19 protein-coding genes are annotated in these 22,338 nt (G+C 55.2%); 18 read left to right on the top strand and 1 reads right to left on the bottom strand.

The genetic code is table 11. The features are described from left to right. Positions 1–8: 8 nt before the first annotated feature. Entirely contained in the window at positions 9–617 is a 609-nt protein-coding gene (locus Q7U39_14700) for a LuxR C-terminal-related transcriptional regulator (protein ID MDO9119207.1), read from the bottom strand. A gap of 750 nt (positions 618–1,367) precedes the next feature. Here Q7U39_14700 and Q7U39_14695 point away from each other — a divergent pair. From Q7U39_14695 to Q7U39_14610, 18 genes are all read left to right on the top strand, one after another. Next, positions 1,368–1,871: a transcription termination/antitermination NusG family protein gene (locus Q7U39_14695; protein ID MDO9119206.1), complete on the top strand. Its 504-nt coding sequence runs from the start codon at positions 1,368–1,370 to the stop codon at positions 1,869–1,871. Positions 1,872–1,971: 100 nt separating this feature from the next. Then, positions 1,972–2,655 carry a polysaccharide biosynthesis/export family protein gene (locus tag Q7U39_14690; protein ID MDO9119205.1) on the top strand — a complete coding sequence of 228 codons (684 nt, stop codon included), beginning with the start codon at positions 1,972–1,974 and terminating at the stop codon, positions 2,653–2,655. 207 nt (positions 2,656–2,862) lie between these two features. Then, complete coding sequence (locus tag Q7U39_14685; protein MDO9119204.1) at positions 2,863–3,375, top strand: polysaccharide biosynthesis/export family protein; 513 nt, start codon at positions 2,863–2,865, stop codon at positions 3,373–3,375. Then, on the top strand, positions 3,353–4,897 hold the full coding sequence (locus Q7U39_14680) for a hypothetical protein (GenBank protein ID MDO9119203.1): 1,545 nt from the start codon (positions 3,353–3,355) through the stop codon (positions 4,895–4,897). The genes Q7U39_14685 and Q7U39_14680 overlap by 23 nt, the downstream gene beginning before the upstream one ends. A 4-nt stretch (positions 4,898–4,901) precedes the next feature. Continuing rightward, positions 4,902–7,208: an AAA family ATPase gene (locus tag Q7U39_14675; protein MDO9119202.1), complete on the top strand. Its 2,307-nt coding sequence runs from the start codon at positions 4,902–4,904 to the stop codon at positions 7,206–7,208. After that, complete coding sequence (locus tag Q7U39_14670; GenBank protein MDO9119201.1) at positions 7,180–8,253, top strand: TIGR03013 family PEP-CTERM/XrtA system glycosyltransferase; 1,074 nt, start codon at positions 7,180–7,182, stop codon at positions 8,251–8,253. Before Q7U39_14675 ends, Q7U39_14670 begins: the two co-directional genes overlap by 29 nt. Continuing rightward, positions 8,250–9,149: a DUF3473 domain-containing protein gene (locus Q7U39_14665; GenBank protein MDO9119200.1), complete on the top strand. Its 900-nt coding sequence runs from the start codon at positions 8,250–8,252 to the stop codon at positions 9,147–9,149. The genes Q7U39_14670 and Q7U39_14665 overlap by 4 nt, the downstream gene beginning before the upstream one ends. Before the next feature lie 170 nt (positions 9,150–9,319). Continuing rightward, on the top strand, positions 9,320–10,150 hold the full coding sequence (locus tag Q7U39_14660) for an ABC transporter permease (protein ID MDO9119199.1): 831 nt from the start codon (positions 9,320–9,322) through the stop codon (positions 10,148–10,150). A 74-nt stretch (positions 10,151–10,224) separates the two neighbouring features. Next, a complete protein-coding gene (locus Q7U39_14655) occupies positions 10,225–11,523 on the top strand; it encodes an ABC transporter ATP-binding protein (protein MDO9119198.1) in 1,299 nt (432 codons plus the stop codon). Between the two features lie 219 nt (positions 11,524–11,742). Beyond that, positions 11,743–12,513 (top strand): glucose-1-phosphate cytidylyltransferase, encoded by a 771-nt coding sequence (gene rfbF, locus Q7U39_14650; protein ID MDO9119197.1) that lies wholly within the window; start codon positions 11,743–11,745, stop codon positions 12,511–12,513. 115 nt (positions 12,514–12,628) lie between these two features. Further along, on the top strand, positions 12,629–13,762 hold the full coding sequence (locus tag Q7U39_14645) for an NAD-dependent epimerase/dehydratase family protein (GenBank protein MDO9119196.1): 1,134 nt from the start codon (positions 12,629–12,631) through the stop codon (positions 13,760–13,762). 13 nt (positions 13,763–13,775) lie between these two features. Next, positions 13,776–15,137, top strand: a complete 1,362-nt coding sequence (locus Q7U39_14640) for a UDP-glucose/GDP-mannose dehydrogenase family protein (protein ID MDO9119195.1) — start codon at positions 13,776–13,778, stop codon at positions 15,135–15,137. 64 nt (positions 15,138–15,201) lie between these two features. Further along, positions 15,202–16,437, top strand: a complete 1,236-nt coding sequence (locus Q7U39_14635; protein ID MDO9119194.1) for a class I SAM-dependent methyltransferase — start codon at positions 15,202–15,204, stop codon at positions 16,435–16,437. Between the two features lie 28 nt (positions 16,438–16,465). Then, positions 16,466–17,797 carry a DUF4910 domain-containing protein gene (locus Q7U39_14630; GenBank protein ID MDO9119193.1) on the top strand — a complete coding sequence of 444 codons (1,332 nt, stop codon included), beginning with the start codon at positions 16,466–16,468 and terminating at the stop codon, positions 17,795–17,797. Positions 17,798–17,828: 31 nt separating this feature from the next. Next, positions 17,829–18,797, top strand: coding sequence for a hypothetical protein (locus Q7U39_14625; GenBank protein MDO9119192.1), 969 nt, complete (start codon positions 17,829–17,831; stop codon positions 18,795–18,797). A gap of 135 nt (positions 18,798–18,932) precedes the next feature. Continuing rightward, the gene (locus Q7U39_14620) at positions 18,933–19,865 is read left to right on the top strand and encodes an NAD-dependent epimerase/dehydratase family protein (GenBank protein ID MDO9119191.1); all 933 of its coding nucleotides are present in this window, start codon (positions 18,933–18,935) and stop codon (positions 19,863–19,865) included. A 14-nt stretch (positions 19,866–19,879) separates the two neighbouring features. Next, on the top strand, positions 19,880–20,869 hold the full coding sequence (locus tag Q7U39_14615) for a hypothetical protein (GenBank protein MDO9119190.1): 990 nt from the start codon (positions 19,880–19,882) through the stop codon (positions 20,867–20,869). Continuing rightward, positions 20,866–22,329, top strand: coding sequence for a hypothetical protein (locus tag Q7U39_14610; GenBank protein MDO9119189.1), 1,464 nt, complete (start codon positions 20,866–20,868; stop codon positions 22,327–22,329). The genes Q7U39_14615 and Q7U39_14610 overlap by 4 nt, the downstream gene beginning before the upstream one ends. Positions 22,330–22,338: the final 9 nt, after the last annotated feature.

Here is a 22,338-nt window from a genome sequence, read left to right as displayed (position 1 = left end):
GCGGGAAGTTATGAGTTGAAGATCTGGACTAGAATGCCTGTGCGGGTTGTCGCTGTCGTCTTTCGCATAATGTGTTTGATGTGCTCTTTAACTGTTTGCTCTGTAATGAGGAGAGCATTTGCGATCTCTTTATTGGTCCATCCTTTGGCCAAATGTTCCACTACGGCTTGTTCACGATTCGTGAGCTGGAATTTTTCGCGGGCATGGTCGGTATTGAGGTTCTGCCTTCTTCCGAGCTCTTCCATGGTGACCACCAGGCGAGCATGCTCCACCCCGGCACGATCAGGTAGGCCAAATCCGCGAAGCAAAATGGGTTGGCTCGGATCCCCGCTCACTCGTTTTAGTTCAAATTGCTCCCAATCTTTTGCTTCGGTCCGAACATGGAGCGCCTTGATAATTTCCCCGCAGAGCTCAGTGAGGGCCGTGGGCAAAACGCCGTGGGCCGATCGAGCAGCCGATCCTGCCTGTTCCGCGGCATTGATTTTTTTAGCCAGCTCCGTTGCCTGACGATTCATGTGGAGCAGTTGCATAGCGGCCGTTAACACAACAATTCCTGAACCGGCACGTTGGTCGGCAAGGCCATCTGATTGATCGGCGTGCTGAGTTGATTCAGTCATGGATTCTCTTTACGACAGACTCGGCAGTATTGCTAGACAATTGAACAAACTCTGATAGAGTGCAGCGAGTGAAACGACACTAGAAAGAGTACCTAACCCTTTAGGGGGAGTCAACACCTACGTTAGAGAATATTGGCCTACATCATCGGTATTGTTCGCCTCAGAGGTATTCCCTATAGTTCAGTATGATTGGAAAAAGAGTAGCGCAAGTTGGGCTAGCTACTCTCGAGAATCCAATTCTCAAGTTGCGGATAGGGAAGCCAAGGAATTAATCCTTACAGGGGAGGCGTGATGTGGGACAGATAAGCTGGGAATGGCCGATGACCGATTGTGGAGAAAGTCATAGGGATCGAGTGGCGATGCTGCGGCCTATCCCTTATCAATTGACTAGACCTGCGGATGAACCTGCTCAAGCAGCTCGTGAAGGCAAGGCGCTCTCCTTGAACATCAGCAGCGGGGGAATGCTCATATTGATGGAGCAGGCCCCTCCTGTAGAGCAGGTGTTGAAGGTCTTTGTGCCGACTCCGGTTACGGTCGCTGAGACGCCTACGTTGGCTGAAGTCCGGTGGGCAAGGCGCGTCCCTTTTGGAAAAGGGGTAGGCCCGTACTTGGTCGGTCTCAAGTTCATGTTTTGAATGAATAGTTTTTGAATTTAGCCTCGCTGTGCAATACTCTCCGAGTGGGTAGTGGCTCAGTACGGTACGGAAATCTTGGTAGGCGGTTGGTAATGGAAGTTGGGGGGTAGCGCGGATGCAAAAATGGTATATTGTCATGGCTAAGCCCCGCCAGGAACATTCTTCAACATCGTTTCTTGGTCAAGCAGGGATTGAGACCTATTACCCTGAAGTAAAAGAGTGTTTTACCGTTGGCGGAAAGCGTCGCTTTCGTCGTTCGGGCCTGTTCCCAGGCTATTTTTTCGCGCGTTTCGACTATGAACGAGAATATAGGATCATTTCATATTCCCGAGGGGTCCGAAAAGTAGTAGCTTTTGGACATACTCCAGCTGAGGTCGATCCGGGCCTGCTTCGTGAAATCCAAGAAAGCATTCGAAGGCGAGACGTCGTGCAAGTGCCGAGTTTTAGGTCCGGGGATGTGGTTCGCATAAATAGCGGGCCATTTGCTGGAATAAGAGCAGTATTTGAGTCTGCCATGCCGAGAAAAGAGCGAGCCGTTGTATTGTTGCATGTGCTTTCTTGTCAGAGTCGGGCAGTCGTGCAGGTCTCGGATATCGAGGTGTTTTCAGCGGCAGTCTAGGTGGCAGGTGATTTTGGGGACAGAGTTTTCGGAGAGGTGGTGCCTCGGATGGGCGGTAGCTTGTCTTGTTTGTCCGCCCCTGCTAAAGGAGTTTACAACGATGCAAAGGATTAAAGCTTTCGCTGTGATTGTCGGGTTAAGCATGTGTGTCTTGCTCGGCCCAGCGTTGGCGGTTCCCCAGGACACAGATGTCAAGAGAGGAGTAGCCTCCTCCTCTACAAAATCCACAGTAGGATCAGGAGACAAGTCTCTCTTGATAGTCACGCCAGAGTACATTATTGGTCCCGAGGATATTTTGGAAATCACTGTGTGGAAGAATTCAGATCTTTCCAAGCAAGTTCAGGTACGGCCGGATGGCAGAATCTCTCTTCCGCTCCTGGGCGATATTTCGGCCGTTGCCAAGACGCCTGTGCAATTGGCTGAAGAGATCTCTACGGGGCTCAGGGCCTACATGGAGAATCCAACCATTTCGATTATGGTGAAGGAAGTAAACAGTTATCAGATATATGTCTTAGGGGAAGTCAATAAGCCCGGTAAATTTCCGCTCAAAAGCAAGACCACGCTTTTGCAGGGGATTACCGTGGCCGGCGGATTTACACCGATGGCCGCCAGGAATAAAATCGTTGTATTTCGCTTCTCCAAAGATGGGGAGGGCTTAACTAAACTCAAGGCAAGTTATGACGACATCGTTGTGCGAGACGGATCGGTTCAGAATATGGAGTTGAAGCCCGGCGATCAGATCGTTGTGCCGTCAGAAACGATGGTAATACTACCTAGTCGTTAGTGGGTGGACAGGTTGTTCTGAAGTTCAGCGAGCGATCAAGTATTGGCGATTTGCCGCATGTGCTGTAGTTGAGATACTTGGAGAGGTAAGGCGACGATGACAGTATGCACTTGGGCGTTGGCTCGAAATCTTGCGGCTGTGGCGGTTCTGATTTGTTCTCTTAGCGGGATAGGGGGTTGCTCTCAGCAGAATATCCAATATCAGGGCATGTCCGTTCCCCCGACTGAGTTTCTCATCGGGCCGGAGGATGTTCTCGTCGTCACTGTCTGGCGCAATCAAGAGTTGTCGAAAGAAGTGATTGTAAGGCCCGATGGCAAAATTTCTTTGCCTCTGATCGGCGACATCATGGCCGCGGGATTGTCCGCGCAAGTTCTTTCAAAACATGTGGCTGATGCATTGGCGGAGTTTATGTCCACTCCGACGGTATCTGTCCAAGTGAAAGAGATCAATAGCTACCACATTTTTGCAGTCGGTGAGGTTGGGAAGCCTGGGAAGATTCCTCTCAAGTCATTCACCAGTGTGGTGCAAGGGATCTCGTATGCTGGAGGGTTTACGACATTTGCTTCCCGTAATAACGTGCACGTGCTTCGTATGGTGAAGAATGCCCAAGGGGAAACCAAGCAAGTCATGATTCCCGTGCCGTATCTAGATATTGTGCAAGGGAAGAATCTGGAGGCCAATTTCATTCTGAAGGCTGGTGACGTCATTGTTGTACCGTGATACCGGCCGGCGAATAGCTAAAGCTGTTTTATTGATCGGGCTGGTTATCTGGTGGTCGACGGGAACCTCCGTGTGGGCCCAAACAATCATCATTCCAACATTGTCGGTCTCAGAGACCTATGACTCAAACGTGTTTTACACCCCGAAAACATTGCTGAGTCCCGGTTTCAAAGCAGAAGACTTTATGACTACGGTGATACCTCAGATCAATTTTGCTCACGCCGGCCCGCGCGTCAATGGCAGTTTTTCTGTGGGGGCTAACATTACGAAGTACGTGAATAATCCCAGTCTTGACTACACTGGTATCAATGCCGCCGGCCAGTTGGATTTGAAGCGCTGGGCCAATAGTTTTTCGCAGCGAATCTCGGCCTTGTCCGTTCGAGGTACCTATCAGTTTACGCCGTCATTGAGCGGTTTCGGGGCAACGACAGGCGGGGCACTGGGAACTGGGTTCGGGACAACCGGCATCACCTCTCCGGTCGATACAGGGCTCATCACCAATCGGGTGTCGATGCATAATATGAACGGTGGTATTACCGGGGGATATGACCTCTCCAGGAATACGGCACTCACGGCCAGTTACAATTACATGAGGCTAACCTTCGGGAACCAATCAGGTGGGGTTAATAATCAGCTGTTCGATACAGAAGGCCACACAACGATGACCCAACTGACTACAAAGGTATCGCCGACAGACACGGTGGGAACTACCGCGACCATGTCTCACTTTATTCAGGGGGGAGCTTCAGGCGGCGGGTCAGGTTCGTTTACGACCATTGCGGGGACGGCGAATTGGGGAAAGCTCTGGACAAAGCAATTGAGCACGTCTCTTAGTGGAGGCGGAATTTTCACCCTTCCCATAGAATCACCCATTCCAGGCCAATCAATCAAGTCGTCCTTTGCACCGACAGGGACGGTCACAATGACGTACAGTTCATTTTTGGAAGGGCTGCGGGCAGCGGGATCGGCCCCGGGACCGTTTGATAATTTACCGAGGGTGGCCGGCAGCCTCGCTCCGGGAGGGGTCATCGCACCAGGGGCCTTCACAACATCGCTGAGCTATAATTTCAGCATCTTTCCAAGTTTCTCCCTTAACGCAGGGCCAATGAAGGTGCACGTTGTCGGTGTCAATGCCAGTGCGGGAGTTACGTCTAAGCTCACGGCTCAGGCGGGGATGAACGTTTCGCATGGAACTACGAGTACGCCTGCCTCGAGTTTTGACACGCTTGGCGCGACGGCCGGGGCCAGCTACCTCTTGGGGCCGGTAATGGTCAATCTCACCTATAACTGGCTGTATTTTTCAAACTCGTTTGCTCAAACAGCTCAGACCCAAGCTGAATATGCCTTCTCGAAAAAGATGATCATGTTGTCGCTCTCCTACGCGTTCACGAGTCAATCGTTCTTTCAAATGGGCGGATTGGGGAGCCTTGGGTCTTCGGAATCCACAGAAGGTGTAACTGTTCCCTCTGGCGCAGCGACAGGAAGTGGTGCTTCTGGGTCCGGCGTATTAAAGAAGGAGTAAGAGATTGTTTACCGGGTTGAGTACTCCTGAAGACTATTTCAGGGCCATAAAAAATCATAAGTGGATGATTGTCATTCCGATTGTCGTCTGCGTTGGTCTGGCGGCGCTGCTCTGTCAATGGTTGCCCAAGAGTTATCGCTCCAATACCCTGCTCTACTATCAAGAACAGAAGGTGCGGGGCATAAAGGGTGTCGATGCCCCGGAATCGGGCGGGGACGCGAATCGGCCGGATCTTGCAATGGGGACACGCATTGATGCGCTCAAAGAAGTCTTATATCGGCAGGATTTGTTGACGCAAGTAGCAGAGGAGTTTCATCTGTACGGCTACTATAAAGAGAACGCGACGCCGGCCATGGACAATAGTGTCGCATCGGGCCTGAGACAGCTTGTGAAAATCGAGTCGCAAGGCAGCGGTCTTTTGAAAGTCTCTTTTTCAGATGCGGATCCGTTGATCGCAAAAGCGGTGACGGCAAGATTCGCCGACCTCTTCATTCAGGAAAATACAAAGACGAGGACGGCGATTGCTCAGAGTTCGACGGAATTCTTGCAGCACGAATTGGACGGCCTAAAGGGGCAACTGGAAATCAAAGAGCGGGCTATCGCGCAGTTCAAACAGTCTCATCTCGGCCAGTTGCCTGAACAAATGGATTCCAATATGCGAGCCATTGATCGGCTAGAGAACGAGATGACGGCGCAGCAAGAGATGGATAAGACCCTGAATCTTCGCCTCGAATCCGTCGACAAGGCAATCAGAGAGTATGAGGATCCTTCCAGTGATGTAAGTCCAAAACGAGCCGAAAAAGATCCCCGGTTAATGAAGATACGGGAATTGGAGAGGACATTGGCCGGCTATCGGTCAATGTACAAGGAGACCTATCCGGACGTCGCCCGGGTAAAGAATGAGTTGAGCCAGATTCAAGCCATGACGACAGAGGAGTATATCGCGCTGTATATCGAGCCTGAGGTGGCCGAAATCGACGGGCCGAAGAAGCCGAAGCGCAAACCCGTCGATCCATATAAATCCGAATTGCTCAAGCAGCGGGACGACTTATTGCGTGAGCAGGAATTACTCCGTCTCAGGCAAGCTCGCATCACCTCGGATATTAGAAAGTATGAGTCGCGAATCGAAGGCACCACGGTCCATCAGCAAGAACTCATGTCCATCCAACGGGACTACGACAATCTCCAGAAAAATTATCAGTCGCTTCTGGAAAAGAAATTGACGGTTGGCATGGCCGGAGATCTCGAGACGAAGCGGCAAGGTACGCAGATGCGCATCGTGGAGCCTGCCAGTCTGCCCACATGGCCGGAGAAGCCGAATCTGATCATGGTCATGTTGGGAGGCTTGGCTGCAGGCTGTGCACTCGGATTCGGCAGCGCGATCGGCATTGAAATGCTTCGACGGGGGTTCGTATCTGCCGAAGAAATCGAAGTGACGCTGGGCTTGCCTGTCTTTGCGGTAATCTCTCATTTTGAGTCGGCTTGGCCGGGGGGAGCGAAACTGACGGCAGAAACAGCTCGCCGTAAGGACCGGTTGCTGGCCCTGCCAGGTGGGCGGAAAGAAGGACTGCTCGTCGCGAACGGAGGCCCCCTGGCTGAGCGTGGGCAGGTTTCGGTAGGGCCGGAACTCGTCGCGATGTGGTATCCAAGGTCTGCGGTCGCAGAGCAGTATCGAGTCGCGGCAACACGAATTGGATTGATGGCAGGCCAGCAGGAAAGCACCGTGATCGTTATGGCGAGTGCGCTGATGGGAGAAGGAAAGACGTCCACCGCCCTCAATCTCGCCCATGTCTTTGCCAGAGATCTGAATAAGAAGACGGTATTGGTGGACTGTGACTTGAAACGCCCAATGGTGCATGCCTATGCCGGGATGGAACTGGGCGTGGGATTGAGTGAAGTACTACTCGGAGAAAAGCAGTTTGAGGAATGTCTTGAGTATCATGAACAGCTAGGGGTCTGGATCCTTCCTGCCGGTATTATCCAATCTGGAATCGCGGCCTTAACTCACGTGGATCGGCTGTCCAAGCTCATTAGTAATTTGCGTGAAAAGTTTGAATGCATTGTGCTCGATGCGCCACCCTTATTGCCCGTCGCCGAGTCCCTGTTGATTGTGAGAATGGCAGACGTTGTGGCGCAGGTGATTCGCGCCCGCAGCACTCCTCGCGATGCCGTCATGAGTGCCATGAAAATGGTGGGGCAAGAGCGGGCGATGGGAGTGATCCTGAACGGAGTGGAAGAGCAAGATTCGCCGTATTCATACTATAGCTATGGCAATAAGGTCTATGAACCTCACCGTACCCAACTCAGATAGATCACGCACGGAGAAACTGGTGATCTTGCCCGTCGATCATGCTCCTAAGGCAATCTTTAGGGTGCCTGGGGCTCGGAGGCGCATCCTGATTTTAGGGGTTGGGTCACTGGCGAACAATCTGTGCTCGGTACTTGTATCGAGGAGCAGAGTGTTTACGGATGTCATTGGTTTTCTCGCCAAGGAAAACGCGCAAGTCGGTGCAGAGTTATCCGGCGTGAAGATTCTAGGGACCATAGACCAACTCCTTTCGGTGGTTGAACGCGATCGTGTCGATACGATCGCGGTCTGCTTGGAGGATCGCCGGGCCGTACTTCCCGTCCAAGTATTGCTGGATTTGAAGGGGATGGGGGTCGACATCTGGGATGGAAATCATCTCTATGAAGAAGAGTCTGGGCGGCTTTCAATCGATGACTTGAAACCGAGCGCAATCATTTTCTCCAGGGAATTTAAGCGAGGCATCGTCGTCAGAACGATGAAACGATCGATCGATCTGCTGATTGCCTCGATAGGTCTTGCACTCATCCTTCCCCTGTTGGCTGTGATTGGAATACTGATCAAGCTGGATTCTCCTGGGCCGATGTTCTACCGGCAGGTGCGGGTCGGCCTTCGCGCTCAGCCTTATATGATCTGGAAATTTCGCTCCATGTTTACGGATGCGGAAAAAGGGGGCGCCAGGTGGACATCGGAGCGGGATCCCAGAATCTCACGGGTGGGGTGGTATTTGCGGAAGTGGAGACTCGATGAATTGCCGCAGCTCATCAACGTGATTCATGGCGAGATGAGTCTAGTGGGGCCACGTCCTGAACGACCGGTCTTCGTTCAGGAATTGAGATCGGTCATCCCATTTTATGATCTCCGGCATGTCGTTCGACCGGGGATTACCGGATGGGCTCAGACTCAATTTCGGTACGGGGCTTCGGCGGAAGACTCCCATATCAAGTTGCAGTATGATCTCTATTATGTGAAGTACCTCTCCCTGCGGTTGGATCTCCGCATTCTGCTTGAGACAATACGAGTCATTCTGCGAGGAGAAGGTGCTCGATGAGCATGCCAGCAGAGAGACCCATTCACTGTCTTTCCTTCGATGTGGAGGAGCATTTTCAGGTTTCGGCATTCTGGTCGGACGCCAGAAGGCAAGAATGGGATCGGTACGAAAGCCGCGTCGAGAGAAATACGCGATGGCTGGCTGAACTGCTTGAAAAGCATGGAATGAAGGCGACGTTTTTTGTCCTGGGATGGGTCGCCGAACGGCATCCGGAGCTGGTCAAGTCACTCACAGCCCAGGGACATGAGGTGGCATCCCATGGATATGGCCATGAATTAGTAACCGCCCAGTCTCCGGAGCGATTTCGTCAAGATGTGCGAATGGCCAAAAATATCCTAGAGGATCTGACCGGAAGTCCCGTCGTGGGCTATCGAGCGCCCAGTTTCTCTATAACCGCCGAGACCGAATGGGCGCTCTCGATTCTGGTCGAAGAAGGCTATCAATACGACTCCAGTGTGTACGATCGATTTCATCGGACGGAAAAGGGGCCGCTCCCGGGAGAAATGTTTCAAATCACCACTCCGGCAGGTGGAATCTGGGAAGTTCAGCCCTCAACATATAGGGCGATGGGATTTCAGATTCCTGTGGCGGGAGGGGGATATTTTCGGTTGTTTCCTTATTCGGTGTCGAGGACGCTGCTCCGTCGACTCGAAAGCCAGGGCGGGACTCTGGTCATGTATCTCCACCCCTGGGAGATAGATCCTCAACAGCCTCGTATGGATGGGCCGTGGTTGTCACAAATCAGGCACTATCTGAATCTCGGTAAGACCCAGGCTCGATTGAGCCGGCTGCTTGCAGACTTCAAGTTTGGATCTATTCGAGACATCGTTGCCTTCCATAGGGAAAGGGACAGTGCAACGTATTCTGCGCATTCTCCCGTTGCAATTCATAACTGACGCTGAGGTGTCAGGAAGTCTGGGTTGCAGCTCGTCGAAAGTTCGTGTTGACAGCAAGGAGAGATCGCGGCAGCGCACTTGCGCTGTAGCGATGCCATCTGCCGCGCGTCGGCGCAAGTTTCCTGTGACTTGGCTCCAACCCATAGTGCGTAACCAGTGAGGTGTATGCCGTGAGACATAGCTCATCCCTTGTTGTCATCGAGCCAAACAAAAGCTGGTTTGACCTGAAGTTGAGGTCGTTTTGGGATTATCGTGAATTGCTCTATTTCTTGGCTTGGCGGGATCTCAAAGCCAGGTACTCACAGACCGTTATGGGGTTGGCCTGGGCAGTGGTTCAACCGTTGTTCATGATGCTGGTGTTTACCGTCGTGTTCAGTAAGATCGCACAGTTGCCGTCAGATGGAATCCCGTATCCATTATTCGCATATGCGGCATTGGTGCCGTGGACCTATTTTTCCAAGAGCCTTGATCGGGGCGGATTCAGCGTAGTGGCCGAGTCAAACTTGATTACAAAAATATACTTTCCCCGGCTGATCATTCCTCTCTCAGCGACCTTGGGTGGCCTCCTTGATTTTGCCATCGCGTTCCTGCTGCTGGTTGCCATGATGCTATGGTTTGGTGTGCTTCCAACATGGAAGCTTGTAACCGTTCCGCTGTTCCTGGCGCTGACGGTCCTGGCGGCACTGTCCGTGAGTTTATGGTTGTCTGCCTTGTTCGTGAAGTATCGTGATGTCGCGGCGCTGATCCCGCTCTTAACACAGGTCTGGATGTTCGGATCCCCTGTTGCCTACTCAGCCAGTATGGTGCCTCAAGCCTGGCAGGCGTTCTATAATCTCAATCCGATGGTCGGGGTAATCGGGGGATTTAGATGGGCATTATTGGGAACCCCTGCGCCGGATCCGGTGTTTCTTGCGGTAAACATCGTCACGATCTCAGTCTCTCTACTGTTGGGGATGGCATACTTCAACCGGATGGCCAATACGTTCGCCGATGTGATTTAGCTACTCAAAATCCAGCATGAGCGCTAGGATAACCTCAGTAGTTTAGCGTGAGCATTGATCGAGGGTAATTCTGTATGGGTAATGTCGCAATCCGAGTTGAACAGCTCTCCAAGAAATACGAAATCATGATTGGCAAGAGCCGAGGGGAGTCAGGCCTCGCCGAACGCTTTACGCAAGGCGTTCAGCGGATGCTGCGGATGAAGGGCGCCCCTCCATCTTCCTCGCCGAGACGAGAAGAGGTGTGGCCAATTCGCGATGTGTCATTTGAAGTAGAGACTGGGGATGTCGTTGGGATCATCGGACGAAACGGAGCGGGGAAGAGCACCCTCCTGAAGCTTCTGTCTCGGATCACCGAACCAACGAGCGGTCGTGCGCAAATGTTTGGAAGGGTCGGGACATTGCTGGAGGTCGGAACAGGGTTCCATCCTGAATTGACGGGGCGCGACAATATCTATCTGAGCGGCATCATACTCGGGATGAAGAAGGCGGAGATTGACAAGAAGTTTGATGAAATCGTCGAGTTTTCGGGGATCGACAAGTATATCGATACTCCGGTAAAGCGCTATTCCAGCGGGATGTATGTTCGTCTCGCGTTTGCAGTCGGCGCGCATCTGGACCCCGAAATCTTAATTGTGGATGAGGTGCTGGCCGTCGGTGACTCGCAGTTTCAGCAGAAGTGCATGAATAAAATGCAAGACATCGGGGAGAAGGGGAGGACGGTGATCTTTGTCTCGCACAACATGTCGGCAGTCGCACGGTTATGCAATAAAGCCATCTTTCTGAAGGATGGACGGCTCATTAAGCAGGGGCCCACACACGAGATCGTCGGAGAGTACCTATACAACTCCGGAGCTCTCACCGGGTGCCGGGAATGGCTCGATCCGACAAAGGCCCCTCAAGATGATATTGCGCGCCTGTGCGCGGTGCGAGTGCGGACGGAAAAGGGGATCGTCACCGATACCGTCGACATCGGAGAGGCCGTCGGGGTCGAGCTCGAATATGAAGTGCTTCAGCCTGGCCATATCTTGGTGCCCAACTTTGGTTTCAAAAGCGACGAAGGGGAGACTCTCTTTGTGTCCAATGATCGAGACCCAACCTGGTTACGGCGCCCCCGTCCTGTGGGACGGTACTCAAGTACGGTATGGGTTCCAGGGCACTTTTTTGGTGAGGGAACGGTAATCGTGGGTGGCGGGTTAGTACGAGAGGCTCCATTCCATGAGCATTGTGACTGTCCAGAGGCGGTGGCCTTTCATGTCACTGAGAGCAACGAGGGGATTACGGCTCGCGGCGATCATACGGGTGACATTCCTGGAAAAATTCGACCCCTTCTAAAGTGGACCACCAACTACAATTCTTCCGGGGATCGCCAATAGTTCTGCCCGCAGGCTTTTTCAGCACAGAGATCCATTTTCCGTGCAAGCGAACTGCCGCGTATGCGTATGTGTGATGAGCTCAGGGCTCGATGGCTGCAGCGTCGGGCACGACCTTGCGTCGAGGCACCATCAGGTGAGAATCACGCGCTGTCCTTGTGGGCGCGCACTGAGCGCAGGCTGCAAGTTAGGTAAGCTGGTTTTCAACTAAGGAGGACGGTCATGAAGGCAGTGATCCTTGCAGGTGGTTTGGGAACCCGGCTATCCGAGGAGACCACGCTGAAGCCAAAGCCGATGGTTGAAATCGGCGGGAAGCCGATCTTGTGGCACATCATGCAGATTCATGCGGTGCACGGGGTGACGGAGTTTGTGGTCGCGCTCGGTTATAAGGGAGAGATTGTAAAAGAGTACTTCCTCAATTTCGTCGCGATCAACAACGATCTATCCATTGACCTGTCCACCGGGAAAGCGACCATTCATGATGGCATCCAGCCAAAATGGACGGTCCATCTCGTAGATACAGGTGCGGGAACGCAAACAGGCGGTCGGGTCGGTCGCCTCAGGAAGTGGCTGGGGAACGACGAGACGTTTATGCTCACCTACGGGGACGGGGTGGCGGATCTCAATATCACGAAACTCGTGGAATTTCATCGGTCTCATGGCAAGCTAGCCACGATGACCTCGGTGCGGTCGCCGGCGCGCTTCGGGCGCATCGGGTTTGACGGCGATAGTGTGAGGGAGTTCTTCGAAAAGCCCGAGGCCGGGGAAGGGTGGATTAACGGGGGATTCTTCGTGCTCAATACAAAAGCGCTCGACTACATTTCTGGCGATGACACAATTTGGGAGCGTGATCCTGTCGAACGGCTGGCCCACGATGGCCAGATGATGGGTTTTAAACACTACGGGTTTTGGTCGTGCATGGACACGCTGAAGGAAAAAAACTACCTGGAAGAACTGTGGCAGTCCGGCAAGGCCCCTTGGAAAATCTGGTAGCCGAAGGGATGTCGGAGGTGCTGGCACTCAGCGTCTCACGGCACCTGTGCCGGATGAAGGTCTGTCTAACTCTGGATCGTATCGACGAGTAATTCGCCAATAAAAGAGGTTATGCATGGGTGCTGAGAAGTCGGTGTATGCGAAGGCCACGGAATGGCTCGATGAAGACTGGGCGCGAATGGAGAAGACCCTCGGCGACCGGGTCCAGGCATTCGCGGGAAAGCGGGTGCTCGTCACGGGCGCCGCAGGGTTTCTTGGGTTCGGGTTCCTGCACTTCCTGGCGTATCTCAACCGGAGCGCGTTGAAGGCGGCTCCTCTTTCTTTCCTCGCGGCTGATAACTTCATCAGAGGCTGTCCGCGCTGGCTGGTCGAACTCGCCGCCGGAACTCCGCGCATGAGGCTGATTCGACAGGATATCACCAAGCCCTGGCCGGACGGGGAAACCGAACGATTTGATTTCATTATTCACGGCGCCTCCATCGCGAGCCCGCAGGTCTATCGCAAATATCCATTGGAGACACTGGATACCAACATCTCGGGATTGCGCCACATGCTCGATCTGGCGAGGCAACATCAGAGCACAAGCATTTTGTATTTCAGCTCCAGTGAAATATATGGCGATCCGCCTGCGCACGAAATCCCGACGCGCGAATCATACCGGGGAAATGTCTCGTGCATCGGCCCCCGGGCTTGTTATGACGAGTCCAAGCGGTTGGGAGAAACGCTGTGTTACCTCTATGCGCAGCAATATGGTGTGCCTGCGAAGATCGTGCGCCCCTTCAACAATTATGGCCCGGGATTGAGGCTGGCAGATGGGCGGGTATTACCCGACTTTTGCCGGGACGTGCTCGCCGATCGAGATATCGTCCTGCATTCGGATGGAAGCCCGACCAGGACGTTTTGCTATGTGTCCGATGCTCTGACGGGATATCTCCTCGCGTTACTCTCAACCCATCATGCTGAGCCGTTCAACGTGGGCTCAGAGGCTCCTGAAATTTCCATGCGTGACCTTGGGGCGATGCTCTTGGCGGTCGCCGGAAGCCAACGGCAAGTGATTCACAAACCCAGCGCAGAAGCCGATTATTTGACGGACAATCCTAACAGGCGATGTCCCAATCTTGAGAAAAGCCATACGATGCTAGGGTACCAGCCGCTAGTCGGTCTCCAGGCCGGTCTTGGAAGAATGCTGCACTGGTACCGGCATTTCGTCGAATTAGAGAATCTGGTCGAGGCACCGCAAGGCAAGTAGCAACGGAGCGATTATGAAAATCTCAGTCATCGGAACAGGGTATGTCGGGCTCGTATCGGGGACGTGTCTGGCGGAGAGAGGGCATCGCGTAACCTGCGTGGACATCCGATCAGAGGTGGTGAATGAAATTAACGCCGGACGTCCTCCCATCCATGAAATTGGCTTGGAGGATATGCTGCAAACGGTGCGCAAGAACGGCACCCTTTCTGCGACCACCGACGCGCGACAGGCCATTCTGGACTCGGATGTGACGTTGATCTGTGTCGGGACCCCGACGGTAGCCGGCCGGATGGATCTCTCCCAGGTTGTGGCTGCTGCAGAACAGATCGGGACCGTGCTGGCAGAGAAGCGCACGTATCATGTTGTGGCGGTGAAAAGCACCGTCTTGCCGGGAACGACGGAAGGGCCGGTACAGAGCGCCATCGAATCCCGTTCAGGGCGGAAAGTCGGAGAGGGATGGGGATTGTGTATGAACCCCGAGTTTCTCCGAGAAGGTCGAGCCGTCGAGGATTTTCGGTTGCCGGATCGGATCGTGGTCGGGGCAACGGACGCCGCCGCGGCTGAGGTGTTCCTCCGCGTGTACGAGGAGTTCACGTGCCCCAAGCTGGTGACGACACCGCGAACGGCGGAAATGATCAAATATGTGTCGAACTCCATGCTCGCAACGTTGATCTCGTTTTCCAACGAGATCGGAAACATGTGTGCGGCTCTTCCTGGAGTGGATGCCCGGCTAGTGTGGAAAGGGGTGCATCTCGATCGACGGTTGACTCCGGTGAGCGGAGAGGCCGGCGGGCCGGCCGGGGTGACCGAATATTTGTGGCATGGACTTGGATTTGGGGGAAGCTGCTTCCCCAAGGATGTGGCGGCGTTGCGGGGATTCGGCCGCACGGTAGGAGAACCAACCAGGATCTTGGACGCCGTCTTGGAAATTAACGCCGCCCAGCCGCTCCGAATGGTGGCGCTCCTGGAAAAAGAAGTCAACCTCTCCGGGAAACAGATCGCGATTCTCGGGTTGGCGTTCAAGCCGGGGACCGATGATTTGCGAGAGTCCCCTGCGCTCCCGCTGGTGGAAGAACTGGTAAAGAGGGGAGCGCAGGTAGTCGCACACGACCCGATCGCGATGCCTCAGGCGAAGAAGCGCGCCGAATTCGCCAAGGTTCGTTTCGTAGAAAGCTGGCAGGCGGCGCTTCAAGAAAGTGACGCCTGCTGTCTGGTGACGGCGTGGCCGGAATACCGCAGCATCTCCGCGTCCGATTTCTCACGGCTCATGCGGCAGCCGCTCCTCATCGACGGACGGGGCATTTATGACCCGGCGGTATTCACGTCGGGTGGAGTCCGGTGGCGCGGCGTAGGCTATACGCCAACCACGGGGTAGAGACTCCTGTCCCGGCAAGACGCAGCATCGAACACAGATTCCCCCCTTAGAAGGAGTGACGGCCATGGATCACGCAGGATGCCGGTTTTGCGGAACAGCGTTACAGCATATATTCGTCGATCTCGGTATGTCGCCGATGGCGAATTCATATCTGAAGCCGCACCAACTGAACCGCATGGAGCCGTTTTATCCATTGCGCGCCTTTGTCTGCGAGCAGTGTTTCCTGGTGCAACTTGAAGAGTTTGAGAGCCCTGATCACATTTTTTCCGACTATGCCTACTTCTCTTCGTTCTCCGATCTGTTCCTGCAGCATGCGAAAGAGTATGTGGACATGGCGATGGACCGGTTCAAGCTGGGGGCGGCCAGTTACGTGGTCGAGATCGCCAGCAACGATGGATATCTGCTCCAGAATTTTGTGAAACGAGGGGTCCCTGTCCTGGGTATAGAACCGGCTAAGAATGTGGCGGAGGTGGCCGTCAAGAAAGGAGTGCCCTCGCTCGTCAAGTTCTTCGGGGTCGAGACTGCCCGTGAACTGGCTGCGAAGGGGCGACGTCCGGATCTCCTGATCGGGAACAATGTGTTGGCCCATGTGCCGGACTTGAATGACTTTGTCGGCGGACTCAAAATTCTCCTTAGTCCGAGCGGAGTCGTCACCATGGAGTTCCCTCACTTGATGAGGCTCATGGGCTTCAACCAGTTTGATACGATCTACCACGAGCACTTCTCCTATTTCTCCTTGACCACGGTGACGCAGATATTCAGCAAGCATGGACTGACCCTCTTTGATGTCGAAGAAATCTCGACGCACGGCGGGTCGTTACGGATCTATGCGCGCCATGACGGAGATGGGTCCAAGCCGGTCACCGAGCGGTTGACGGCTCTTAGGGCCAAGGAAGCGACGGAAGGCTTTGCAACACTCGACCATTACCTGTCTTTTTCCGAGGGCGTCAACGAGACAAAGCGCGCGCTCCTGGAGTTTCTGATCAAGGCGAAACGGGAAGGCAAGAAAGTCGTAGCATACGGAGCGGCGGCGAAAGCCAGCACCTTGCTCAATTTTTGCGGTGTTCGGACGGATCTAGTCGATTACCTGGTCGATAGGAGTACGTACAAGCAGGGGCATTGGCTGCCGGGAGTTCACATCCCCATTTACGATCCCGAACGTATCAAGGCAGACAAACCGGACTATGTGATGATTCTGGCCTGGAATCTCAAGGATGAAGTCATGGCACAGATGGCGTTCATTCGTGACTGGGGAGGAAAATTCGTCGTGCCGATTCCCAAGATTACGGTCCATTCGTGAGCGTTCTGGATGTTCGGAAGGGCATATTGTGAATAGAGGCAAGAGCGGCGATCGTGACGTTTCACAGGAGGCCGGGGAGGCCATGCATGGCCTGATGGCCGAATTGTTTCCCATCTGTCGAAGTATCACAGGCCAAGGCGTACGTGAGACGCTTGGCCGTATTCAGAGTCGCATTCCCCTCAATATTCATGAGGTGCCCAGCGGCACGCAGGTATTCGATTGGACCGTTCCGTTGGAGTGGAATATCCGCGACGCCTATATAAAGAACCTGCGAGGAGAGCGGGTCGTCGACTTCCTGCAATCGAACCTCCATGTAGTCGGGTATAGCAGCCCCGTGCGCCGACGAATGCGCTTCTCCGAGTTGAAGCAGCACCTCCATACACTTCCCGACCATCCGGACTGGATTCCCTACCGCACGTCCTACTACAAGGAGAGCTGGGGATTCTGTCTCAGTCACAATCAGTTGCGCCGCCTGACGGACGAAGAGTACGACGTCTGCATCGATGCGACGCTGACCGAGGGGCATCTCACATACGGAGAAATCTTGCTGCCTGGGCGGATTCAGGATGAAGTGCTCATTTCCACCCATGTTTGCCATCCTTCGTTGTGCAACGATAACTTGTCCGGAATTGCCGTGGCCACATGGTTGACCGAGTGGCTACGCGCGCAACCGCGGCGCTATTCCTATCGGGTCCTGTTTATTCCGGCAACCATCGGCTCTATCACCTGGTTGAGCCGGCACCAGGATGAGGCGGCGCGCATCAAACACGGGCTGGTACTGACAGGGATCGGAGATGCTGGTCCCTGTACCTATAAGAAAAGTCGCCGGGGCGACACGGAAATCGACCGGGCGATAGTTCATGCGCTCACCCACTCTGGAATATCCCACAATGTCACCGATTTCATTCCCTACGGGTACGATGAGCGTCAATACTGCTCGCCCGGGTTCAATCTCGCAGTGGGCTGTCTCAGTAGGACGCCCCACAGCCAATATCCCGAATATCATACTTCTGCCGACAATCTGGATTTCGTCAAACCGCAGGCCCTCGCCGAATCGCTGGGTGTGTGTCAAACTACAATAGAGATCCTCGAAGGCAACAAGACCTACCTCAACCAGAATCCGCGCTGCGAACCGCAGTTGGGGAAACGCGGACTGTATCGGGCGATTGGAGGGCAGGCCGGAGAGAAATCAATGGAGATGGCCATGCTCTGGGTGCTCAATCTCTCAGACGGCCACCATACGCTCCTCGATATTGCCGAACGGTCGCAACTCCCCTTTGCGACGGTGGCCCAGGCAGCGTCCGATTTAATTGCGCACGCGCTGCTGGCACCGGCGCCAGAGCGATCGCCCGCGGCTTAACCGGACAGGAAGGAAGGGCGGCAGGGCTCGTATGCATAACGTTACCGATGCGATCAGGTCCGCTGTTCCGCAAGCGATCAAAAAACCGCTGCGGATGGTTCGTGCCACATGCAGGAAGGTTCTGGAAACGCTCCAGTGGTTCGATAACGCTCGCCTCAGACCGGCCTTGCGCGTCGTATCCTGGAAGCTCAGGTTTTGTGCCAGGTATCTCGCAAACGGGTGTAAAACGAAAACGATCCTCACCCTGCCTCACAAGCCTGAACCGGACTCAGTGCTCTATAAAATATGCCATGAGCTTGGATTTCGAATCACCGATATGGTCGGGACGCGGGCCGACCTGGTGGTCAATTGGGAGGACTGCACAGTCCGTCGCCACCTGGATGTTCTGGAAGAATTGAGCCTGAAGCAGCCGGTGCTGAACCTCCGGTGCCGGGATATCTCGAAGCGCAAAGTGGAAGCGGTGCATCAGGCGGTACTCGGCTACGGATTGGCGGTCAATCCCCGGGAGTTCGCCGGCCGATGCGTGAAGAAGTCGAACGACAACGCCACGCACGACGGCAGGATCATCCAGTGTCCCGTCGAGCAAGTCGATGAACAGGCTGTCTATCAAAGAGTCGTCAATAATTCGCGTGACGGGCAGTTCGTTGAAGACATTCGCGTGCCGGTGTTTGGTGATGCGATTCCACTCTGCTACCTGGTCTTGCGACCTCTAGAGCGAAGATTCGGATTTGGTGCTGATAATATCTCGGCGCAAGTCTGCGAAGTGTCAGATCTGCTATCGGCCAGTGAGATCGGTATGCTCTTACAGTTGTGTCAAAAAGTCGGCTTGGACTACGGTGAAGTGGATGTCTTGAGAGACGTCGATGACGGGAAAATGTACGTCGTCGATATCAACAACACGCCGTTCGGTCCACCCAAGTGTTTGGACCGCCGAAGTGGTGCGCTGGCGCTCGAGAGACTTTCGGAAGCGTTCGCGGCCTCGTATGGACTCAAGGTTTGAGAACGCATCAATACAGCAGTCGGAGAGTGAGCCTATGTCAGGCGTCAACACCGTCAATCATGGACCGGGCGTGATCGTCAGAGCCGCCAACCTTGTTCTAGCGGCGGACCGGGAACGGGTGGGCGCGGGGGTGCGATGAATATGGCGAATGCCTTCTGGTCACAACAAAGGGTTCTGGTGACCGGCGGGAGCGGGTTTCTCGGAAGCCATCTCTGTCGCCGGCTCGTGGACTGTGGGGCGGAGGTGCATGCCACCTCGCGAGTCGAGCGGGCGCAGCGTGACTCGGAGCCACGCTGGCGGCAGGCGGATCTGGCGGACATCGGCGTTGCGCACCGGCTCGTGTCGGAGGTACGGCCGGACATCGTCTATCATCTCGCCGGATCCGTGACGGCGGTGCCGGGCAAAGAATTTGTCCTCCCGACCTTCCACAGCCTGCTGACGAGCACCGTCAATCTGCTGGCGGCAGTCACTGAGTTCGGTTGTCGTCGCCTCATTTTGTGTGGATCGTTCATGGAGCCGGATGCAAGCCAGGGCGTGGTCACCCCCGCTTCTCCCTATGCCGCGGCCAAGTGGGCGGCGAGCGGGTACGGCCGCATGTTCCAGGCCTTGTACGGGACTCCGACCGTGATCCTCCGCACGTACATGACGTATGGGCCGGGGCAGGATCGTAAGAAGCTGATCCCTGCGACGATCGGTTCGCTGTTACGAGGTGCGCCGCCGCAGCTCGCCAGCGGACGCTGGCAAGCGGACTGGGTTTACGTGGACGACGTGCTCGAAGGATTTCTTGCCGCCGCGCACACTCCCGGCCTTGAAGGATGCACGCTTGAATTGGGGTCAGGAACACTTGTGTCCGTTCGCGCGATTGTCGAAGAGCTGGTCGCGATCATGCATCCCTCCGTGCAGCCGGTGTTCGGAGCCTTGCCGGATCGGCCTCTGGAACCGGTGCGTGCCGCCAGCATGACCCAATCCGCACAGAAGCTGGGGTGGCAACCGTCGACCTCCCTCAATGCCGGCCTGCGCCGGACCGTCGAATGGTACAGTGCCCGTGAGAATGGTATCAACCTGTAGGGGGCCTCGCGTACATGGGCATCAGGGGTTTTCTCAAACAGTCGCTGTCAAATCTGGCGCACGCAGCGAATTCGACGACCAGCGAGGAGTGGTCTCATCTGTGGTCGATCGGGATATATACGGGGCCGTCCCCTCTCGCTCTGGCGCCGGTGCCAGGCCTCGAGCAACCGGTGCTCACGCGGGATGATGTGACCGATGTGTGCGCGGTGATGGTGGCCGATCCGTTCATGATCTACGTCGCTGGTACCTGGTACATGTTTTTCGAACTGTATAACCGGCGCAGCCATGGAGAAATCGGCTGTGCGACCAGTCCGGACGGATTCACGTGGACGTATCAGCGGGTCGTGCTCGCCGAGCCGTATCACCTCTCCTATCCCTACGTGTTCGAATGGCAGGGGGAGTACTATATGGTGCCGGAATCGGTGCGGGCTCATGAAGTCCGGTTGTACCGGGCGCGCCGGTTTCCGGATCAATGGGACTGTATCGGAACCGTGCTGAGAGGGCACGGGTACGCCGACTGCTCGTTTCTGCGTGACGACGACCGGTGGTGGATGTGGGCGGAGTCGAGCCAGGGGCGGTCCGACACCTTGCGGCTGTTTTCCGCGACCGATTTATTGGGGCCATGGGAGGAACATCCGCGCAGCCCCATCATCGAGTGGAATCCCCATATCGCGCGCCCGGCCGGCCGTATGGTGAGGGTCGACGGTCGCCCGGTCCGGTTTGCGCAAAAGTGTTTCCCGGACTATGGAACGGAAGTGCGCGCGTTTGAGATCACAGAATTGAGCCGGACAACCTATGCAGAACGGCCGCTGGGGCAGGGTTCTATCCTGGGTCCGGGCGGAACCGGATGGAATCAACACGGGATGCATCATGTCGATGCCCATCGACTGGACAACGGGCAATGGATTGCCTCAGTCGACGGGTGGAGAAAAGTCGCCAGTTTGCTCGATAATATTCACCCGTCGAAAATGTGGCTTGGAAAACAGTCAAAGGAGCCTCAATGACGCATCTGATACGCGCGGCCGATTGGATCCTGTCCGGGATCGGGTCCGGCATGATTCTGTTCGTCGCGTATCTCACGGCCACCCATGGGTGGGCTCCGCACTATGTCGGTTTGGCCGTCGTCGGGGCGGGGTTCGTTGCGACCAGGTGGTTGAATCCTGCCGCGAAGGTCAATCTTGCGCTCGTCGTGCTGTGTTCGCTCCTCTCGCTCTATGCCGGTGAGCTGCTGCTGGCCTTCACCGCCTCGGCCCGCGCCAACTTCGAGCGGAATCGCTGGCTCACGTTCCCCATGGACGCCACTCCGGAATCGACTCAAGCGCGACTGAAAGAGAATGCCACCGCGCAGCCTGCATTCGACCGCCGGGACAAACTGCAGGTAATTGCCGATCTCGAACGTGAGGGTCGTACCGCGTATCCGGCCGTCATGCCCCATGCCGTTCTGACATGGGACAATCCCGATTCCATGAAGACGCTTCGAGCCCTGTCCCTCGACGGCGAGGAAGCCCTGCCGCTCGGCGGTGTAGCCAACGTGCTCACCGTGTTTTGTAACGAGAGCGGAGAGTACGCGATGTACCAAAGCGACGAGCGTGGATTCAATAATCCACTGGGTCTGTGGAATGATGACCGGCCTGCGGTCGTCGCGGTAGGCGATTCGTTCACGCACGGCGCCTGTGTGCCGACGGAGAACAGTTTTGCCGGAGTGATCCGGGCGCGCCATCCGCGGACCATTAATCTCGGCATGGATTCTAACGGCCCGATTATGATGCTGGCCTCCTTGAAAGAGTACGGGGCTCGCGTTCGACCGAAAACGGTCTTGTGGTTCTATTATGAAGGCAATGATCTGGGGGATCTGGAGCATGAATGGCATAGCCCTCTCCTCAGGCGATATCTGACGGGAGGATACACCCAGTCGCTGTGGGCCCGGCAGGACAGGATCGATCAGGCGTTGAAGGCCTACATTGCGCAAACCCGCCAGGCGCTGGGCCCGCAAATCGGACTGGAAGATGCGGTCAAATTACATCATGTCCGGCAGTTATTCACTCGCTGGCGCGCGGGACTGCAGGAGGTCGATGTCATCCGCGCGGGCCAGCTATATTTCTCTGCCGAGGCAACGGATGAAAAGATGCAGCAGTTTCGCGACGTGCTGGTTGAGGCGATGGCCACGGTTCACGGGTGGGGCGGGGAGCTGCACTTCGTGTATCTTCCGCAGTGGGAGCGCTATGCCAAGCCGGAGGCTGCCAACAAGAATCGAGAACGGGTCCTTCGGCTCGTCACCGATCTGAAGCTGTCGCTGATCGATCTGCATCCGGTCTTCGCCGGTCATCCGGATCCTGTCGGATTGTTTCCATTCCGGCGCTCGAATCACTACAACGCCGCCGGGCATCGGCTGGTTGGTGAGGAAGTTTTGAGAGTGTTGGACGGAGCAGGAGCGGCTGCTCAGATGAATTCTTTCGCTCGATAAAGTGTGCTT

This window comes from Nitrospira sp., from assembly GCA_030653545.1.
Taxonomy (GTDB): domain Bacteria; phylum Nitrospirota; class Nitrospiria; order Nitrospirales; family Nitrospiraceae; genus Nitrospira_D.
This window is presented reverse-complemented; position numbering and strand designations above follow the sequence as displayed.

What these genes read in the sequence shown, in the direction of transcription:
- Q7U39_14700 (MDO9119207.1), bottom strand. Translation starts at nt 617, where the DNA reads ATGACTGAATCAACTCAGCACGCCGATCAATCAGATGGCCTTGCCGAC.
- Q7U39_14695 (MDO9119206.1), top strand. Translation starts at nt 1,368, where the DNA reads ATGCAAAAATGGTATATTGTCATGGCTAAGCCCCGCCAGGAACATTCT.
- Q7U39_14690 (MDO9119205.1), top strand. Translation starts at nt 1,972, where the DNA reads ATGCAAAGGATTAAAGCTTTCGCTGTGATTGTCGGGTTAAGCATGTGT.
- Q7U39_14685 (MDO9119204.1), top strand. Translation starts at nt 2,863, where the DNA reads ATGTCCGTTCCCCCGACTGAGTTTCTCATCGGGCCGGAGGATGTTCTC.
- Q7U39_14670 (MDO9119201.1), top strand. Translation starts at nt 7,180, where the DNA reads ATGAACCTCACCGTACCCAACTCAGATAGATCACGCACGGAGAAACTG.
- Q7U39_14665 (MDO9119200.1), top strand. Translation starts at nt 8,250, where the DNA reads ATGAGCATGCCAGCAGAGAGACCCATTCACTGTCTTTCCTTCGATGTG.
- Q7U39_14655 (MDO9119198.1), top strand. Translation starts at nt 10,225, where the DNA reads ATGGGTAATGTCGCAATCCGAGTTGAACAGCTCTCCAAGAAATACGAA.
- rfbF (MDO9119197.1), top strand. Translation starts at nt 11,743, where the DNA reads ATGAAGGCAGTGATCCTTGCAGGTGGTTTGGGAACCCGGCTATCCGAG.
- Q7U39_14645 (MDO9119196.1), top strand. Translation starts at nt 12,629, where the DNA reads ATGGGTGCTGAGAAGTCGGTGTATGCGAAGGCCACGGAATGGCTCGAT.
- Q7U39_14640 (MDO9119195.1), top strand. Translation starts at nt 13,776, where the DNA reads ATGAAAATCTCAGTCATCGGAACAGGGTATGTCGGGCTCGTATCGGGG.
- Q7U39_14635 (MDO9119194.1), top strand. Translation starts at nt 15,202, where the DNA reads ATGGATCACGCAGGATGCCGGTTTTGCGGAACAGCGTTACAGCATATA.
- Q7U39_14625 (MDO9119192.1), top strand. Translation starts at nt 17,829, where the DNA reads ATGCATAACGTTACCGATGCGATCAGGTCCGCTGTTCCGCAAGCGATC.
- Q7U39_14620 (MDO9119191.1), top strand. Translation starts at nt 18,933, where the DNA reads ATGAATATGGCGAATGCCTTCTGGTCACAACAAAGGGTTCTGGTGACC.
- Q7U39_14615 (MDO9119190.1), top strand. Translation starts at nt 19,880, where the DNA reads ATGGGCATCAGGGGTTTTCTCAAACAGTCGCTGTCAAATCTGGCGCAC.
- Q7U39_14610 (MDO9119189.1), top strand. Translation starts at nt 20,866, where the DNA reads ATGACGCATCTGATACGCGCGGCCGATTGGATCCTGTCCGGGATCGGG.